The 17,011-nt window shown below is 73.7% G+C and carries 21 protein-coding genes; 9 read left to right on the top strand and 12 right to left on the bottom strand.

The window, feature by feature from the left end; all coding sequences use genetic code 11:
- Positions 1 to 251: 251 nt before the first annotated feature.
- From B5M43_RS04095 to B5M43_RS04075, 5 genes are all read right to left on the bottom strand, one after another.
- Positions 252 to 1,100 (bottom strand): ABC transporter ATP-binding protein, encoded by an 849-nt coding sequence (locus B5M43_RS04095; protein ID WP_134746498.1) that lies wholly within the window; start codon positions 1,098 to 1,100, stop codon positions 252 to 254.
- Entirely contained in the window at positions 1,097 to 2,098 is a 1,002-nt protein-coding gene (locus B5M43_RS04090; RefSeq protein WP_230667637.1) for an iron chelate uptake ABC transporter family permease subunit, read from the bottom strand. Before B5M43_RS04090 ends, B5M43_RS04095 begins: the two co-directional genes overlap by 4 nt.
- The gene (locus tag B5M43_RS04085; protein ID WP_205829568.1) at positions 2,095 to 3,147 is read right to left on the bottom strand and encodes an iron ABC transporter permease; all 1,053 of its coding nucleotides are present in this window, start codon (positions 3,145 to 3,147) and stop codon (positions 2,095 to 2,097) included. Before B5M43_RS04085 ends, B5M43_RS04090 begins: the two co-directional genes overlap by 4 nt.
- Entirely contained in the window at positions 3,144 to 4,133 is a 990-nt protein-coding gene (locus tag B5M43_RS04080; protein WP_134747335.1) for an ABC transporter substrate-binding protein, read from the bottom strand. Before B5M43_RS04080 ends, B5M43_RS04085 begins: the two co-directional genes overlap by 4 nt.
- Positions 4,134 to 4,238: 105 nt before the next feature.
- Positions 4,239 to 4,610, bottom strand: coding sequence for a helix-turn-helix domain-containing protein (locus tag B5M43_RS04075; protein WP_134747338.1), 372 nt, complete (start codon positions 4,608 to 4,610; stop codon positions 4,239 to 4,241).
- Here B5M43_RS04075 and B5M43_RS04070 point away from each other — a divergent pair.
- Positions 4,609 to 4,908, top strand: a complete 300-nt coding sequence (locus B5M43_RS04070; protein WP_230667635.1) for a Rid family hydrolase — start codon at positions 4,609 to 4,611, stop codon at positions 4,906 to 4,908. The genes B5M43_RS04075 and B5M43_RS04070 overlap by 2 nt on opposite strands.
- A 63-nt stretch (positions 4,909 to 4,971) precedes the next feature.
- Complete coding sequence (locus tag B5M43_RS04065) at positions 4,972 to 6,108, top strand: FAD-dependent oxidoreductase (protein ID WP_134745982.1); 1,137 nt, start codon at positions 4,972 to 4,974, stop codon at positions 6,106 to 6,108.
- Here B5M43_RS04065 and B5M43_RS04060 read toward each other — a convergent pair.
- Positions 6,095 to 6,304 (bottom strand): hypothetical protein, encoded by a 210-nt coding sequence (locus tag B5M43_RS04060; protein WP_134745983.1) that lies wholly within the window; start codon positions 6,302 to 6,304, stop codon positions 6,095 to 6,097. The genes B5M43_RS04065 and B5M43_RS04060 overlap by 14 nt on opposite strands.
- Here B5M43_RS04060 and B5M43_RS04055 point away from each other — a divergent pair.
- Positions 6,296 to 6,550 carry a hypothetical protein gene (locus B5M43_RS04055; RefSeq protein WP_230667633.1) on the top strand — a complete coding sequence of 85 codons (255 nt, stop codon included), beginning with the start codon at positions 6,296 to 6,298 and terminating at the stop codon, positions 6,548 to 6,550. The genes B5M43_RS04060 and B5M43_RS04055 overlap by 9 nt on opposite strands.
- A 50-nt stretch (positions 6,551 to 6,600) precedes the next feature.
- Positions 6,601 to 7,122, top strand: a complete 522-nt coding sequence (locus tag B5M43_RS04050) for a dicarboxylate/amino acid:cation symporter (RefSeq protein ID WP_230667631.1) — start codon at positions 6,601 to 6,603, stop codon at positions 7,120 to 7,122.
- Between the two features lie 22 nt (positions 7,123 to 7,144).
- Here the strand turns inward: B5M43_RS04050 and B5M43_RS04045 are convergent, their stop codons facing one another.
- From B5M43_RS04045 to B5M43_RS04020, 6 genes are all read right to left on the bottom strand, one after another.
- Positions 7,145 to 8,071, bottom strand: a complete 927-nt coding sequence (locus B5M43_RS04045; protein WP_134745984.1) for a nuclease-related domain-containing protein — start codon at positions 8,069 to 8,071, stop codon at positions 7,145 to 7,147.
- 132 nt (positions 8,072 to 8,203) lie between these two features.
- Complete coding sequence (locus tag B5M43_RS15270) at positions 8,204 to 8,923, bottom strand: HPr family phosphocarrier protein (protein ID WP_134745985.1); 720 nt, start codon at positions 8,921 to 8,923, stop codon at positions 8,204 to 8,206.
- Positions 8,920 to 9,561, bottom strand: a complete 642-nt coding sequence (gene dhaL / locus B5M43_RS04035) for a dihydroxyacetone kinase subunit DhaL (protein ID WP_055987821.1) — start codon at positions 9,559 to 9,561, stop codon at positions 8,920 to 8,922. Before dhaL ends, B5M43_RS15270 begins: the two co-directional genes overlap by 4 nt.
- A 1-nt stretch (position 9,562) precedes the next feature.
- On the bottom strand, positions 9,563 to 10,555 hold the full coding sequence (gene dhaK / locus B5M43_RS04030) for a dihydroxyacetone kinase subunit DhaK (RefSeq protein ID WP_134745986.1): 993 nt from the start codon (positions 10,553 to 10,555) through the stop codon (positions 9,563 to 9,565).
- A gap of 193 nt (positions 10,556 to 10,748) precedes the next feature.
- Positions 10,749 to 11,276, bottom strand: a complete 528-nt coding sequence (locus B5M43_RS04025; RefSeq protein ID WP_134745987.1) for a HutD family protein — start codon at positions 11,274 to 11,276, stop codon at positions 10,749 to 10,751.
- Entirely contained in the window at positions 11,269 to 12,738 is a 1,470-nt protein-coding gene (locus tag B5M43_RS04020) for an aromatic amino acid ammonia-lyase (protein ID WP_134745988.1), read from the bottom strand. Before B5M43_RS04020 ends, B5M43_RS04025 begins: the two co-directional genes overlap by 8 nt.
- A gap of 131 nt (positions 12,739 to 12,869) precedes the next feature.
- Here B5M43_RS04020 and B5M43_RS15265 point away from each other — a divergent pair, with 131 nt between their 5' ends.
- The 5 genes from B5M43_RS15265 to B5M43_RS03995 are packed head-to-tail and all read left to right on the top strand — an operon-like array spanning position 12,870 to position 16,979.
- On the top strand, positions 12,870 to 13,559 hold the full coding sequence (locus B5M43_RS15265; protein WP_134745989.1) for an IclR family transcriptional regulator: 690 nt from the start codon (positions 12,870 to 12,872) through the stop codon (positions 13,557 to 13,559).
- Entirely contained in the window at positions 13,556 to 14,629 is a 1,074-nt protein-coding gene (locus tag B5M43_RS04010; protein ID WP_134745990.1) for an ABC transporter ATP-binding protein, read from the top strand. Before B5M43_RS15265 ends, B5M43_RS04010 begins: the two co-directional genes overlap by 4 nt.
- The gene (locus B5M43_RS04005; RefSeq protein ID WP_055987831.1) at positions 14,626 to 15,276 is read left to right on the top strand and encodes an ABC transporter permease; all 651 of its coding nucleotides are present in this window, start codon (positions 14,626 to 14,628) and stop codon (positions 15,274 to 15,276) included. The genes B5M43_RS04010 and B5M43_RS04005 overlap by 4 nt, the downstream gene beginning before the upstream one ends.
- Positions 15,273 to 16,019, top strand: coding sequence for an ABC transporter permease (locus B5M43_RS04000; protein WP_134745991.1), 747 nt, complete (start codon positions 15,273 to 15,275; stop codon positions 16,017 to 16,019). Before B5M43_RS04005 ends, B5M43_RS04000 begins: the two co-directional genes overlap by 4 nt.
- 45 nt (positions 16,020 to 16,064) lie before the next feature.
- Positions 16,065 to 16,979: an ABC transporter substrate-binding protein gene (locus tag B5M43_RS03995; protein WP_134745992.1), complete on the top strand. Its 915-nt coding sequence runs from the start codon at positions 16,065 to 16,067 to the stop codon at positions 16,977 to 16,979.
- Positions 16,980 to 17,011: the final 32 nt, after the last annotated feature.

Genomic DNA, 17,011 nt, shown 5'->3' with positions numbered 1-17,011 from the left:
GAGCGCTGGCGCGGCGAGTGCGGGGTCCCGGCCGCGCAGCAGGCCGCCGCGTACTTCCTCCGGCGCGAGCTCGCCGAGGCGCGCATCGACGCTGTCCGGGTGCTCGGAGCCGCGGACGCGCCCGGAGAGGAGCGCGTCGTCCGCATCGCGGTGGACGGCCGGCCCGAGCACCTCGTGCGCGTGCGTCGCGTCGGGAACGCACCGCGGCGGACGTCCTGCGCCCATGGCGGCACGATCGGCGCGCCCGCGAGCTACGAGCTCGTGTCGCTCTCGGCGAGCTCCGGCTCGGTCGGCACCACGATCGGCATCCCCGACACGGGGTCCGGGATCGTGACGCAGTCGACGCCGAACACGGCGGAGACGGTCTCGGGCGTGATGACCTCGGCGGGGGATCCCGAGGCGTAGATCGCCCCGTCGCGGATCGCGATCAGGTGGTCGCTGTAGCGGCACGCCTCGACCAGGTCGTGCAGCACCATCACGACCGTCACGCCCCGCTCGCGGTTGAGGGTGCGCAGCAGGCGCAGGATCTCGAGCCGGTGCGCCAGGTCGAGGTAGGTGGTGGGCTCGTCGAGCAGCAGGATCGGGGTCTGCTGGGCGAGCACCATCGCGATCCACGCGCGCTGCCGCTGGCCGCCCGAGAGCTCGTCGACCGGGCGGTCCGCGAGCTCGGTCATGCCGGTCGCCTCGAGCGCGTCCGACACCGCCGTGCGATCGTCGGCCGTCCACGCCGTGAACATCCCGCGGTGCGGGAACCGGCCGCGCTCCACCAGGTCGCGCACGGTGAGCTGCTCGGGGACCGCGCTGCTCTGGGGCAGCAGGCCGAGCAGGCGCGCCACGCGGCGCGTGGACATCCGGTGCACCGACTCGCCGTCGAGCAGCACGCGCCCCGCGTCGGGCGAGAGCACGCGGGCCATGGTCTTGAGCAGCGTCGACTTGCCGCACCCGTTGGGGCCGACGATCGCGCTGACGGCGCCGGTCGGCACCGCGAGGTCGATGCCGTCGACGATCGGCGCCGCGCCGTACCCGACGCGGAGCGACTCCACGCGGACGTCGGCGGGCGGCGCGGGTCGGCGGGTGGGGGTGAGCTGATCGGTCGTCATCGTCGTCCCGTTCGGTGAAGGAGCCAGAGGAGGTAGGGCGCGCCGAGCGCGGCCGTGATCACGCCGGCCGGCAGGTCCGCGTCCTCGAGCAGGCGCTGGCCGAGCGCGTCCGCGCCGAGCACGAGGGCGGCGCCGACCAGCAGCGAGACCGAGAACGTGGCCGCCGACATCGGCCCCGCGAGGCGTCGCGCGATGTGCGGAGCGCCGAGTGCCACGAACCCGAGCGGGCCCGTGACCGCGACCGCGACGCCGGCCAGCAGCGCCGAGACCAACAGCACCGCCGCGCGCGTGCGCCGCACCGGGACCCCGGCGCCGATCGCGATGTCGTCGCCCAGCTCGACCACCGCGAGCGCGCGCAGCATCCCGAAGGCCACGGGAAGCAGCAGGATCGCCCCGAGAGCCACGATCGCGACGTGCAGGGAGTCGCGTGCGTGGAGGCTGCCCGACAGCCACACCTCGGCGGCGCCGAGGCGGCGCGGGTCGATGCGCGCCACCACGAGCGTGGTCGCGGCGCCGGCGATCGCGTGGACGCCGATGCCGACCAGCACCAGCCGCGTGCTGCTGCCGCTCGTGTGCCGCGTCAGCAGCTGGATGACGGTCACGGCGGCGGCCGCTCCCACGCCGGCGGCGAGGGGCAGTGACGCGGGCGGCAGTCCGGCGCCGATGGCGGCGACCGCGGCCAGGGCGGCCCCGCCCGTGACGCCCAGGATGTCGGGCGACGCGAGCGGATTGCGCATCAGGCCCTGCATGAGGGCCCCGGCGCCGCCCAGGCACGCGCCGGCGAGCGCGGCGACGACCACGCGCGGCATCCGCAGCTCCTGCACGATGAACGCGCTGCCGCCGTCGCCGAGGCCGATCGCGGCGCGCAGCGCGTCGAGCACCGGGATGGGCTTGGACCCGTCGACCAGGCCGAAGACGACGAGGGCCGCGATCGCGACCGCCAGCACGGCGGGCGCGGCGACGCGGGCGCGGCGCCGCGCGGCCGCGGGCGCGCTCACGACATCCCCCGGGCGCGCGCGGCGATGCGGATCAGGAAGGGCGCGCCGAGCATGGCGGTGAGCACGCCGGCTTGCACCTCTGATGGGGGAGCGACGACGCGGCCGACGATGTCGGCGACCAGCAGGATGACCGGGCCGAGCAGCGCCGACGTGACGAGCACGTGGATGTGGCGCCCGCCGATCAGGAAGCGCGCCAGGTGCGGGGCGATCAGCCCGAGGAAGGCGATGGGGCCGGCGACCGCGACCGCGATCGCTGCGAGCGCCACGGCCGTGATGCCGGCGAGCACGCGCACGCGTCCGGGGCGCTGGCCGAGGCCGATCGCGGCCTCATCGCCGAGCGAGAGCGCGTCGAGGGGCCGGGCGAGGAGCGCGGCGGCGAGAAGCCCCACGGCCAGGAGCGGCAGGAGCGGCGGCAAGGCGGCGGAGTCGCCGCCGGCCAGGGAGCCGGCGAGCCAGTGGCGCACCTCGTCGGCGTTCGCCTCGTTCAGCGCCAGGATCGCCTGCGTCCAGGCCGAGAGCAGCAGCGAGACCAGGGCGCCCGACAGCGTCAGCCGCAGGGGCGACAGGCCGTCGCGGCCCGTGCCGGCGAGGGCCAAGGCCAGGCCGGCGGCGGCGCCACCGCCGGCGAACGCGACCCACACGGCCCACGTCGAGGGCATGTCGAGGAGGGCGATGAAGACCACCACGGCGAAGCCGGCTCCCGCGGTGATCCCGAGCAGGGTGGGGGAGGCGAGCGGGTTGCGGGTGGATCCCTGCAGCAGCACGCCGGACACCGCGAGGCAGACGCCGGCGACCAGCCCCGACACGGTGCGCGGGAACCGCAGATCCTGGACGATCAGGTGCGCCTCGCTGCTGCGCGCGCCCAGGACCGCCTCGACCACCGCGCCGAGCGGCACGAACACCGAGCCGATGGCGACGCTGCACCACACCGCGACGGCGAGCACCGCGACCAGCGCCACGGGGACGACGACCGCGCGCACCCGGCGGGACGCGTCGGGGCGCGCCCGGGAGACCCCGGGCGCGCCCGTCGCGGCGTCGAGAGCGGTCACTCCGCCTCGGCGAAGTACGCCTCGAGGTCGGCGAGCAGCGCGTTCGCCGCGCCGATGCCGCCGCCCAGGTTCCAGTGGCTCTCGTCCACCTCGACGACCTTGCCCGCCTTCACGGCCGACAGGCCCTGCCAGAGCTCGGTCGAGGTCCAGCGCTCGATCTGCTCGTCGACGGTCTGGGTGCCCTGCTGGGCGTAGTGGTCGGCCGAGACCATCTCGAAGATGACGTCGCCGTCCATCTCGGGGATGCGCTCCTCGGAGATCTCGATGAGCTGCTCCGAGGCCTCCCAGTCCGCGACGGTCTGCGCCTCGGGGCGCTGCAGGCCCGTGTCGCGGACGACCGAGCCCGGGAAGCCGGTCAGGTAGATGCGCACCTGGTCGGGCATGAAGCGGATGATCGACACCTCGGTGTCGCCCTGGCCGGCCTCGTCGAGCGCGGCGCCGATCTCGGCCGCGCGGGCCTCGTAGGCGGCGACGATCTCGGCGCCCTCGTCCTCGAAGCACAGGGCCTCGGCGTAGAGGCCGACGTTCTCCTTCCAGGCCACGCCGATGGTCTCGGTGAACACGGTGGGGGCGATCTGCGACAGCTGGTCGTAGAGCGCCTCGTGGCGCAGCTTCGAGCCGAGGATCAGGTCGGGCTCGAGCGCGGCGATCGCCTCGAGGTCGGGCTCGATCTCCGTGCCGACCACCTCGGCCTCCTCGACCTCGGCGGGCAGGTAGTCGTACCAGTCCTCGGTCCACGGCGAGACGACGCCGACGGGGGTCACGCCGAGCGCGAGGGTGCTGTCCGTCTCGCCCTGGCCCAGGGTCACGACGCGCTGCGGGGAGCACTCGACATCCGTGGTGCCCATGGCGTGCTCGACGGTCACGCTCTCGGGGGCGTCGGCTTCGGCGGGCGCGGCGGACGTCGCGGCGGGCGACGAGCAGGCGGCGAGGGTCAGGGGGAGGGCGAGCGCCAGGGCGACTGCGGCGCGACGGAGCTGGGGCATGGTGGGAATCTCCGGGTGAGGGGGATGAATGCCTAATTAGGCAACCCTTACCTTAGTCAGACCGGACCCGCGGACTCGAATCCATCCGTGTATCGACGCCGCCCCTCAGGCGCCGACCTCGGCGTCGTAGTGGTCGCGGGCGCGCTCGACCTGCGGGAGCGTGGCCGTCGTCCACGCCCACAGGGCGTCGATGAGGTCCTGGAGCGTCTTGCCGAGCGCCGAGATGCGGTACTCGACCGCCACCGGACGCGTGGCGATCACGACGCGATCGATCATGCCGTTGCGCTCCAGGCGGCGCAGCGTCGTGGTCAGCGACTTCTGCGTCACGGCGGGGATCTCGCGGCGCAGCTCGCTGAAGCGTCGCGGGCGCTCGCACAAGGTCTCGAGCACCTGCAGGGACCACTTGTCGAGCACCTGCGCCAGCAGCTCTCGGTGCTCCGGAGTGAGCTGGGCGGGGGCGGCGGCGGTTTCGTGCATGACACCTAGGAACCGGATCGCGACGGGGGACCTCGCGGGGCAGCTGGCCCACGCGCTCCGCAACACGGGCCGCGGTCTCGCCGCGGCCGGCGCGACGTTCGCGGACGTCGTGCGGCTGCGGTTCTACCTGAAGGACTGGCAGCCGGAGAAGTCCCCCGAGTTCGCGGCGGGCCTCGAGCTCGTCGCCGAGGAGCTGAAGCTCCCGAACCCGCTCCCGCCGGTGTCGGCCATCGGCGTCGACTACCTCTTCGAGCCCGACGTCCTCGTCGAGGTCGAGGCGTACGCCGTCCTCGACTGAGCCGCACTGCCGGCCCGGGCCCGCAGTGGCGGGCCCGGGCCGCGCCCGTGGCATCCTGGGGCCGTGACGGAGCGCATCGAGACGGTCGTGATCGGCGGGGGACTGATGGGGTCCGCAGCGGCGTGGCAGCTGGCGCGGCGCGGCCGCGAGGTCCTGCTGCTCGAGCGCTTCGAGCAGCTTCACCACCACGGCGCCTCGCACGGGGCCACCCGCAACTTCAACGTCGGGTACACCCAGCCCCATTACCTCGAGCTCGTGACCGAGGCCGGGCGGCTGTGGCGCGAGCTCGAGTCCGAGTCGGGCGCGGACATCCTGGATCTGGTCGGCCAGACCAACCACGGCAAGGGCGTCCCCGACGACCACGCGGACATCCTGCGAGCGCACGGCATCGCCGCGGAGTGGCTCGCGGTCGACGAGGCGCGCGAGCGCTGGCGCGGCATCGCGTTCGACACCAAGGTGCTGTACACGCCCGACGGCGGGCGGCTGAACCCCGAGCGCGCGATCGCCGCCTTCCAGGCGGTCGCCGTGGAGCGCGGCGGCCGCGTGAGGCATGGGGCACGCGTTCTGCGCATCGGCGAGACGTCCGGCGGCGCGGTCGAAGTCGTGACGGAGGGCGAGACCTACCTCGCCGAGCAGGTGATCGTCACGGTGGGCGGGTGGACGGACAAGCTCGTCGGCGGCCTCGTGTCGTACCCGCGCCTGATCGTGACCCAGGAGCAGCCCGCCCACTTCGCCGTGACCGACCACGAGGCCGACTGGCCGAGCTTCAACCACGTGCGCGCGCTCGGCGATCCGCAGTACGACTACTGGCACTCCAACATCTACGGCATGCTCACGCCCGGCGAGGGAGTCAAGGCCGGATGGCACGCGGTCGGCCCGCACGTCGACCCGGACGACCGCTCCTACGAGTACGAGCCGAAGATGATGGAGCACCTGCGGCGATACGCCCGCGAGTACCTCATCGGCACGGACCCGGACCGGTTCGCGGCCGTGAGCTGCACGTACACCACCACGCCCGACGAGGCGTTCGTCCTGGACCGCCGCGGCCCGCTCATCCTCGGCGCCGGCTTCTCGGGTCAGGGCGCGAAGTTCACTCCGGCGATCGGCCGCGTGCTCGCCGACTTCGTGACCGAGCCGGAGGCGAAGCCCATCCCCGCGTTCGCCGCCGACCGGTTCGGGACGGCTGTCAAGGGGTGGTGAGCGACTCCACGATCGCGGCGACGCTCGCGACCACGACCTCGCGTCGCCGGGCCGCGCGCTCGGGGGTGCCGGCGGCATCGCCCGCGTAGAGGTGCTCGACCGAGCGGAAGACCTGCCATCCGTCGGCCAGCGTGACGATCGACAGCAGCAGGTCGGCCGCGGCGCGGTCGTCGAGCTGCGGCAGCGCGTGGCGCACCTGCGCGACCAGACCCCCGTCGCCCCGCCCTCGGTCCACGTCCGCGCAGTCATCACCTGGATCGCGATCTTCCCGCTCGTCACGCTCGGGTTCTACGCGATCGCCCCGTTCTCGGCCGACTGGTCGCCCATCCTGCGGGCGTTCGTCCTCACGCTCGTCGTCGTGCCGCTCGCGGTCTACCTCGTCGTGCCGCAGCTGATGCGCGCCTGGATGGCGATCGCCCGCCGCCGCGCCGCGCGCGCATAGCGCGTCGCGCGCCGAGATCACACCGGTCCCGCCGAGGTCACATCCGCGCGGTGAGATCACCCGCATCCGTGACGTTCCCGACCGTGCTGCGCAACGCGGTCGAGAAGGTCGGCATCAGCCGGCGGGTGGCCGACTTCACGCTGTCGATCGGCATGACCATGGGCTCGTGCGGCGCGGTGCTGAACTACACGATCGTCGTGCTGTTCCTCGCGCAGGCGGGCGGCGTCGACCTCACGATCGGGCAGGTCGTGCTCGGGATGGCGCTCGCCATCCTGCTCAACATGGGCACGATCACGGTCCCGGGCGGCTTCCCGGTCGTCGCGATGTTCCTCGCGACGTCGGTGGGCCTTCCGATCGAGGCCGTCGGCCTGCTGATCGCGGTGGACTGGTTCACGGGGGTGCTGCGCACGTTCCTGAACGTGAACGGCGACACCCTCGTGGCCATGCTCGTGGCGCAGAACACGAACGAGATCGACCGCGACGTCTACAACGGCACGAAGTCCGTGACGACCGAGGAGATCGACCTCGAGGAGCGCCGCGAGACGTTCGAGCGGGCCGACGCCGCCGACTGAGCGCCACCGCGCGTGGCCCCGCTCAGACGAACCGGATCGTGCTCTGCAGGCGCGTGCGGACGTCGAACAGCTCGTTGCCGCCGATGGGGCGCGCGCCCGGCACCCCGCCGCGGAGGACGGTGCGGAGGGCGCTGCGTCCCACGACCAACACGGGCACGCCGCGCACGGTGCCGAGCGGCGAGATCGCCTGGGCGAGGTCCTCGTCCGGAAGCACCAGGACCGCGCCTCCGAATCGCACCCGGGCGGCGCGGGACACCACGCGCATCCGACGCAGCAGGCCGGCGATCGGCGCGTGGGGGCCCACGTCGGGGCCGATGATCTCGCCGCGCCGGAAGCGGACGACATCCCCGAAGTCCTCGGACATCACGCCGTACAGGCCCGACGGGCTGAGGACGACGTGGTCGAGCTTGTCCTCCGGGTCGTCGCCGATCGCGACGTCGTGCCACACGGTGAACCCCATGCCGAGGTCGGCGATCGTGCGCGCCGTGGCCTCCTCGGCCAGCGCGTCGGCCAACATGCGCTTCAGCTCCCGCGGAGCCCCGCGCACCAGCGCCGGGTCGTAGGGATCCGGGACCTCCACGCCGCGGCCCGCCCACTCGCGGATCAGCTCGAGGTACCGCTCGCGACGCCAGCCCCCGGGGTGGCCGTACGACCGGGCGCGCGGGCGGGTGTCCGCACGCGCGGTCGGGGTGCTCCATCCGCGCCAGACGGCGCCCGTGTCGCTCCCGGCCGCGAAGCCGTGGCCCCGGTCGTACGCCGCACGGCCCTCGGGCGTGCCGATCAGCTCCCAGGCGCGCTGCACCTGGATGAACATCGTCGCGTCGCCGCCGGTGTCGGGGTGCGTCTGCCGCAGCCGCAGCCGGTACGCGCGGCGCAGCTCCGCCTCGTCGACCGTCGGCTCGACGCCGAGAACCTCGTACGCCGAGCTCGAGAGCGGGCTGTCGAACATGGTGCTCCTCCGGGCAAGGTGTCCAGGGTATCCCTCGACGCACCGACAGTGCCCCGGTGGTCCCGCGCGATCCGGTGCGGATGTGCCCTTCTGCGCACCCAAAAGGGCCGCTAGGCACCCGGACGCCCGGCGTCAGCCCTCGGGCATCTCCCCGAATCCCCCCTCGATCAGGTCCTCCAGGGTCTGCACCGCCTCGCGGGCGTCGGGGCCCGTCGCCTCGATCCGCACGACGTGGTCGCCGGTGGCGCCGAGGGCGAGGAGCGCGACGAGGCTGGCGGCGTTCGCGGGGCCCCTCCCGGCCGTGAGGTCGGTGACCCGGATGTCGGAGGCGAAGCCCGCGGCGGCGCGCGCGAAGGTGCCCGCCGGGCGCGAGTGCAGGCCGAGGCGGTTGCGGATCGTCACCTCGGCGGACGCCCGGTCGCCGCCGTCGTCGTCGTCCGGCTCGGAGCCGGCGGGCTCGGCGTCGCCGCGCCGCTTGGCGCCCAGCGCGCCGTCCGCCTCCGCGGCGACCTCGTCGAGCGTGCCGCCGCCGGCCGCCCGCACGAGCGCGGCCGTCGTCCCCTCCACGAGGGGGCCGTCGCTGATCCGCACGGGATGCCCGCTGGAGCGCAGGTCCAGGGCGAACTCCGCGCTGATCACGGCCGAGCCGAGGTCGGTCAGCACCACGACGCCGTCCGCGTCGGCGAGCGCGTCGATGGCGTCGGCGATCGCGACGGCATCCGTGCCGAACCCGTCGGCCGCGCCCGCCGCGAGCCGCACCGGCGGCGGATCGCCGTGCACCATCTGCATCGCCAGGTCCACGGTCGCCCGGGCGAGCGGCTCGCTGTGCGAGACGATCACGAGGCCGATCACGCGGCCGTCACCGTGTCGGCCAGCGTCTTGACGAGGATCGCGGAGGAGGCCGCACCCGGGTCGAGGTGACCCGCGCTGCGCTCGCCGAGGTACGACGCGCGGCCCTTGCGGGCCACGAGGGGCTCGGTCGCGTCGCGCCCCGCCGCCGCGGCGTCCGATGCCGCGGACACGGCGTCTCCCAGCGCCGATCCTGACGTCAGCGCGGCCTGGAGGGCGTCGACCGCCGGCAGCAGCGCGTCGAGCATGGTCTTGTCGCCCGGCTCCGCCTTGCCTCGCGCGACGATGCTGCCCACGCCCGCCCGCAGCGCGGCCTCCAGGGCGCGGCCGTCCAGGTCGTCGGCTCCGGCCGCGGCCTTGCCAGCCTCGAGGAAGAACGAGCCGTACAGCGATCCGCTGGCCCCGCCGACCTTGGAGATGAGCGTCATCCCGACCGCCTTCAGCAGCGCCGGGATGTCCGCGGGCGGCGCCGCGTCGAGCTTCTCGACCACGGCGGCCATGCCGCGTGCCAGGTTCGTGCCGTGGTCGGCGTCGCCGATCGCCGAGTCCAGCTCGGTGAGCCACGCGGCCTGCTCGGCGGTCTCGGCCGCGAAGCGCCGGAGCCAGGCGTCCACCGTGGCGAGCGTGACGGCATCCGTCATGTCAGCGTCCCCACCGCAGGCCGGCGGTCTCGACCGGCGCATCCCAGAGACGGAGGATCTCGTCGTCCGCGCTCACGAGCGTGAGCGAGCATCCGGCCATGTCGAGGCTCGTGATGTAGTCGCCCACGAGCGTGCGCGCCACCGTGATGCCGCGCGACTCGAGCGCCTGCGCGATCTCGCCGTACATCCCGTACAGCTCGATCAGGGGAGTGCCGCCCAGACCGGAGAGCAGGGCGATGACCGGAGCGCCCGTGAAGTCGAAGTCGGCCGCGATCGCGCCGACGATCTCCTCGGCGATGTCGTGGGCGGACGCGAGCTTCTCGCGCCGGCGGCCGGGCTCGCCGTGGATGCCGACGCCCACCTCCATCTCGTCCTCGGGCAGGTCGAAGCTCGGCTTGCCGTTGGCCGGCACGGTGCAGCTCGTGAGGGCGATGCCCATCGAGCGGCCGTTCGCGCTGACCTTCGCGGCGATCGCCTTGACGTCGGCGAGCGGGCGGCCCTCCGCCGCGGCCGCTCCGGCGACCTTCTCGACGATCACCGTGGTGCCGACGCCGCGGCGTCCGGCCGTCCAGGTGGAGTCCTCGACCGACACGTCGTCGGCCACCAGCACGGTCTCGACCTGGATGCCCTCCTCGCCGGCCAGCTCGGCCGCCATCTCGAAGTTCAGGACGTCGCCGGTGTAGTTCTTCACGATGAACAGCACGCCCGCGCCCGAGTCGACGGCCGTCGCGGCGGCGAGCATCTGGTCGGGGGTCGGCGAGGTGAAGATCTCACCGGCGCACGCGGCCGCGAGCATCCCGTGCCCGACGAATCCGCCGTGCATCGGCTCGTGCCCGGATCCGCCCCCGGAGACGAGCGCGACCTGGCCCTCGCGGGACGCCTTGCTGATGATCAGCCGGTTGTCGAAGTCCACCGTCACGTCGGGATGCGCGGCCGCGATCCCGCGCAGGGCGTCGCTGAGGACGGTGGCCGGGGTGTTGATGAGCTTCTTCATCGGAGCTTCTCCTGTTCGATGGCCTCGTCGGCGAAGGCGGGGTAGTGCCGGCGCGACCGACGCTAGACCCGGCGGCGCGCCCCGCGCTAGGGAGATGCGCAAGCGTGCACGCCCGCGGGGCGCTCGGCCGTCGACCGTGTCTCAGTTCGGCGCGGAATGCACGCCGGATTCCGCGCCGAACTGAGACATGGGATCACGTGGAGGAGATGCGGGCGAACGCGACGCGGGCGCCGCCGGGCTCCACGCGCGCGCAGTGGTCGCGGCCGATCACCGCGGAGCCGGGCGGCAGCGGGGTGCGCCCCAGTCGGGCGGTGCACGAGAGCACGAGCAGCAGCCACAGCCCATCGGGCGCGGTGGTCATCGCCGCGGCCGGCAGGTCGAATCCGCAGCGCGCGCGGTCCCGGTCGAGCATGAGGTTGAGCACCGTGACCGGCCGGATGACCCCGACCGCGCGCACGGCTGCCTCGCCCGGGAACCGCACGTGCGCACCGGGTCCGACCGTCCCCGGCGCGCCCCCGATCGAGAGGCGCACGGGGCGATCGCCCGTCACCGCGAGGATGCGGTCGAGGCCCGGGAAGGCCGAGAACGGAGCATCCTCGGCGATCTCCGCGGCGCTCAGGCGCCAGCCGTCGCCGTTGGCGAGCACGCGCGTCGTGCCGCGCCCGTTGCGCCAGGGCTCGGGTTCGACGTCGTCGAGCCGGACGACCCCGGACTCACCCAGCGGCGATCACGTCCCCGAGCTCGTCGAGCAGGGCGGCCGCGGCGGTCAGCGGCGGGCGGAGGTCCTGGTCCTCGTGCGAGGGCTGCAGCGCGCGCAGGCGGTCGGCGGCGTCGTGCAGCCGCGGCGGTGCGGCCACCTCCCGCTGGCGCAGCAGACGACCGAGCGCGAGCGCCTCGCACGCGAGCACTGTCCGGTGGGCGGCGATCGCCCGCTCGAGCTGCACGGCGCCCTGGCTCGCGAAGCTCGCGTCCTCCTCGGCGCCGCGCGACAGGACGACGGTGCCGAGCGAGGCGGGCGCGGCGGACGCACGGATCTCGGCCAGCGCCCCGGCGGCGGTGTACTCCAGCATCATCAGGCCCGAGGCGCCGTCGGGTCCCTCGGCCAGGAAGGGGCGCAGGCCCGTGTAGGCGGGCTCGTTCGCGAGCCGCAGCCGGGCGTGCGAACTGGCGGCGGACTGCGCGATCGCCAGGTTCATCGCGTCGAGGTCGGCCGCGAGCTGGGCCTGGTAGAACCCGCCGTGGTGCGTGACCGTTCCGGCCGCGGCGTCGAAGACGGGGTTCTCCTGCGCGGCGTTCGCGAGCCGGGAGAGCTGCGACTCGAGCCGCTCGAGCGCCGTGACCACGAGGGCCTGGATCACCGGATAGACGCGCAGCCCGTAGGGGTCCTGGATGCGCGCGGGCGCGGCGGCATGCCCCTCGAGCAGCGCGCGGATCTCGCCGGCGACGACGTCGGCGCCGGGGGCCGCGATCGCGCTCGCCGCGGGGACGGAGAACGCCTCGGCGCTGCCCTCGAACGCGACCAGGGCCACGGCGTAGAGCACGCGACCGGCGCGGTCGAGCCGCCGCAGCTCGGCCGCCGCGAGTGCGCTCCGCCCGACCGTGAGTGCATTGCTGCTGAGGAAGGGCAGGGCGCTGTCCGCGCCCCACGCGATCGGCTCGCCCTCGAGGGGCGGCGTCGTCGGCCGCTCGCCGGCGAGGGCCAGCGCGATCGCCGACAGGGCGGCGAGATCGCCCGTGCCGATGGACCCCGCGCTGCCCACCTCGGGGAGCGCGTCCGCGTTGAGCATGCGCTGCAGCGCGTGCGCGACGGCGGGGTCGATGCCGGATCGCGCGCGCCTGAGCTGGACGAGCCGGGTGGCCGCCGTCGCCCGCACCACGCGGCGCGGCAGCGGATCCCCGGCATCGGTCGCGTGGCTGCGCACGAGCATCCGCCCGTGCGCCTCCGCCTCGGTCACGGCGGTCGTGCGATTGGCGCCGACCCCGGTCGACCGGCCGTAGGTCGGCCGGGCCGCGCTGATGCGCTCGGCGGCCTCCTGGCCGTGCACCAGCGCCTCGGCGACCTCCGGGGCGAGGGTCACGGTCGCCCCGTCGGCGATCGCGACGATCTCGCCGAGCGAGACCGGCGCCGAGGCGGAGATCCGGACGGGCGGAAGCGCGTGCGGGGCGGGGCTCGGAGTGCTCATGCACACAGCTTCCCGCAGAGGGTCTTGCGTTTCAACCAGTGGCATGCGTATTTTACGAAGTGGAAATACTCGGCAACGGCGCCGGAAACAGTGGGTTCCTATCGTCGACGTCGCCGAACAGGAGGACTGCCGTGACTGAACAGTCGACCCGCGAACAGTCGACCCGCACCGTCGAGCGCGCGCTGTCGCTGCTCGCCCATGTCTGCGAGGAGGGCAGCGCGTCGCTCGCCAACTCGGCGCGCGCCGTGGATCTCTCGCCGAGCACCGCGCTGCGGCTGCTGCGCACGCTCGAGGCGACCGGCTTCGTGCGCCGCGACGACGAGGGCAGCTACCGCCCCGGGTCGCGGCTCGTGCAGCTCGGCGCGCAGGCGCTCAGCAACGAGTCGCTCATCGACCTGTGCCACCAGGAGATGGTGGGCCTCGCCGAGGCCACCGGCGAGTCGATCTACCTGAGCGTCGAGGGCCACGGCCAGTCCGTGCTCTACATCAGCATCGTCGAGGGCTCGCACTCGATCCGCCACGCGAACTGGGTGGGCCGCACGATCCCGATGCAGGGCTCTGCCGCGGGCCTGGTCCTCAGCGGCGAGACGCCCGAGACCGGCTTCGTGGTCGTGGAGCGGGGCATCGAGCGGGATGTGACCGCGCTCGCCGCCCCCGTCATGGCCGGCCGGCGCGTGGTCGCCTCGCTCAGCATCCTCGTGCCGACCTACCGCATCGACGAGCGCGCGACCCGGCAGTTCGGCCGCCTCCTCTCCGCCGCCGCCCGGCGCATCTCCGCCGGCCTCACCGACGGCACCGTCCCCCCGAAGGAGCACCCGTGATCCGGTTCGAGAACGTCTCGAAGGTCTACGACGACGGCACCCGCGCGGTCGACGACCTCAGCTTCGAGGTGCCCGCGGGCACCCTCCTGGCGCTGGTCGGCCCGTCCGGCTGCGGCAAGACCACGTCGCTGCGCATGATCAACCGGCTGATCGACGCGACCAGCGGATCCATCACGCTCGACGACATCGACGTGCTGAGCACCGACCGCGTGGCCCTCCGCCGCAAGATCGGGTACGTCATCCAGCACGCGGGCCTGTTCCCGCACCGCACGGTGGTCGACAACGTGGCGGCTCTGCCGCGGCTGCTCGGGGGCGACCGGCGCTCGACGCGCGCCCGCGCGCTCGAGCTGCTCGAGCTCGTCGGCCTCGACGAGCGCTTCGCGCACCGCTACCCCTGGCAGCTGTCGGGCGGGCAGCAGCAGCGCGTCGGCGTGGCGCGCGCGCTCGCGACCGACCCGCCGTACCTGCTCATGGACGAGCCGTTCAGCGCCGTCGACCCGATCGTCCGCGCGCAGCTGCAGGACGAGTTCCTGCGGCTGCAGCAGGAGATCGGCAAGACGATCGTGATGGTCACGCACGACATCGACGAGGCTCTCAAGCTGGGCGACCACGTGGCGGTGCTCCGCACGGGCGGCGTGCTCGCCCAGATCGGCACGCCGATGGAGCTGCTCACCTCGCCGGTCGACGACTTCGTCGCGGACTTCATCGGCGGCGCCCGCGGCTACCGTGCGCTGGGCTTCGCGGGCCTCCCGGCCGGCGCGACCCTCGCGACCGAGCGGACGGCGCGCATCGGCGAGCCGCTGCGGGGCGAGGACGGCTGGACCGTGGTGGTCGACGACGCCGGCCGGCCTCTCGGATGGACGGACGCGCGCACCGCGCCGACCGCCGAGCCGTCCGCGCTCCACACGGCCTCGCGGTTCCTGCCCCGCACCGCGTCCCTGCGCGACCTGCTCGACGGCGCTCTGGCCTCGCCGGCCGGCCGCGTCGGGATCGTGGACGACGCCGGCGTGCTCGTCGGGTCGCTGAGCGCGGCGGACGTCGTGGACGCCAACGCCAGGCGGGCCGCATGACCGTCGACTGGATCTGGTCGAACCTCGGCCAGATCGGGACCCTGTTCCTCAACCACGTCTGGCTCACGGTGCTGCCGACGCTGATCGGCCTGATCATCTCGATCCCGCTCGGATGGTGGGCGCACCGCTCCGGTCGCGGCGGCGCCCTGATCGTCGGGACCGCCGGCCTGCTCTACACGATCCCGTCGCTGGCGCTGTTCATCCTGCTGCCGTCGATCCTCGGGACCCGGATCCTGGATCCGCTCAACGTCGTGATCGCCCTCACCGTCTACACGCTCGCGCTCCTGGTGCGGGTGGTCGTGGACGGGCTCGGATCCGTGCCGCACGAGACCGTGGCCGCCGCCGAGGCGATGGGGTACCGCGCCTGGCAACGACTGCTGCTGGTCGAGCTGCCCGTCGCCGTGCCGGTGATCATCGCGGGGCTGCGCGTCGCCGTCGTCTCGAACGTGAGCATCGTCACGATGGCGGCCCTGATCGGGATCCCGCAGCTCGGCACCCTGTTCACCCAGGGCTTCCAGCTGCGGCTCATGGTGCCGCTGCTGACGGGAATCCTGCTCTGCGTCCTGCTGGCCATCGCGCTGGACCAGCTGCTCATCCGCACGGGCCGCATCGCGACCCCCTGGCGCCGCACGGAGGTGCCCGCATGACGCTCCTCGACTGGCTCGCGGATCCGGCGAACTGGACCGGCGCGACCGGCATCCCGGCGCAGGTCGGCTACCACCTGCTGTACACCGCCATCTCGCTCGGCATCGCGTGCGCGATCGCGATCCCGCTCGGCATCCTGATCGGGTTCACGGGCCGCGGCGAGACCTTCGTGGCCGGATCGGCCAACGCCCTGCGCGCGCTGCCCACGCTGGGCCTGCTCGTGCTGCTCTTCCTGGTCCTGGCCCCCGTGATCGCCGGCCGGCTCGTGTTCGTGGTCCCGACGATCGTGGTGCTCGTGCTGCTGGCCGTGCCGCCCATCCTGACGGGCACGTACACCGGCATCCAGAGCGCCGACCCCGCGGCCGTGGACGCGGCGCTCGGCATGGGCTACACCCGGTCGCAGATCCTGTGGCGGGTGCAGATGCCGTGCGCGCTGCCCCTGCTGCTGTCCGGCCTGCGGGGCGCCACCCTCCAGGTGGTGTCGACCGCGACGGTCGCCGCCTACCTCGGCCTGCAGGGCCTCGGACGCTTCATCATCGACGGACGCGCGCAGGCCGACTTCGCCCAGATGGCCGGCGGCGCGCTCGTCGTGGCCGTGCTCGCCCTGGCGCTCGAGCTGCTGTTCGCGCTCCTGGGCCGCACGGTCGTCTCTCCCGGTCTGCGGCGCTCGCCGCAGCGCCGTCGTCGCCCGCGCCCCACCGACACGGCGACCTCGGTCCTCCGCACGCTGCCGGCCGCCCGGTAGCCACCCCACCCCCACCCCACCCCACCCACCCGAAAGGCATCCCCCATGCGCACCACGCGATTCACCCTCCTCTCCGCCGCCGCACTGGCCGGAGCCCTCGCCCTCACCGGCTGCGCCACCGGTGAGCAGGCCCTGTCGAACGGCGGCGCGGCCGGCTCCTCCGGCGAGTCCGTCGTCATCGGCTCGGCCGACTTCACCGAGAGCCAGCTCATCGCCACGATCTACTCGCTCGCCCTGCAGGGCGCCGGCGTCGAGGTGCGCGAGCAGTTCAACATCGGCAGCCGCGAGGTCTACATGGCCGCGCTGCAGGACGGCTCGATCGACCTGATCCCCGAGTACTCCGGGGCGCTGCTGAAGTACCTCGACCCCGAGTCGACCGCGAGCACCTCCGAGGACGTCGTGGTCGAGCTCGACGAGGTGCTGCCCGAGGGAGTCGAGCGCTACGAGATCTCCGAGGCGCAGGACAAGGACATCCTGGCCGTGACGCGCGAGACCGCCGAGACGTACGACCTCACCACGATCTCCGACCTCGCCCCGCACGCGTCCGAGCTCATCCTGGGCGGACCCGCCGAGTGGGCGACGCGCGTCAACGGCGTCGTCGGGCTCCGCGACGTGTACGGCCTGGAGTTCAAGGAGTTCCAGAGCCTGGACGCGGGCGGCCCGCTCACCATGACCGCGCTGCTGAACGGCCAGATCCAGGTCGCGGACGTGTTCAGCACCGACCCGGCCCTCACCGAGAACGACCTGGTCGCGCTCGAGGACGACAAGTCGCTGTTCGCCGCCGAGAACGTGGTGCCCGTGGTGTCGTCCGCCAAGTCGACCGACACGATCCGCGAGACCCTCGACGCCGTCTCCGCGGAGCTCACCACCGAGGCGCTCATCGAGATGAACGGCAAGGCCGCCGACGGCACGAGCCTCACCGACATCGCGCGCGAGTGGCTGGACTCCGTCTCGCTCTGAGCCTCGCCCGCCCTCAACGACCCACCCGCAAC

This window comes from Microbacterium sp. MEC084 (assembly GCF_004514465.2).
In the GTDB taxonomy this organism is placed as follows: Bacteria; Actinomycetota; Actinomycetes; order Actinomycetales; family Microbacteriaceae; genus Microbacterium.
Note: the sequence above shows the minus strand (reverse complement) of the source record. Positions and strands in the feature narration are given on the sequence as shown.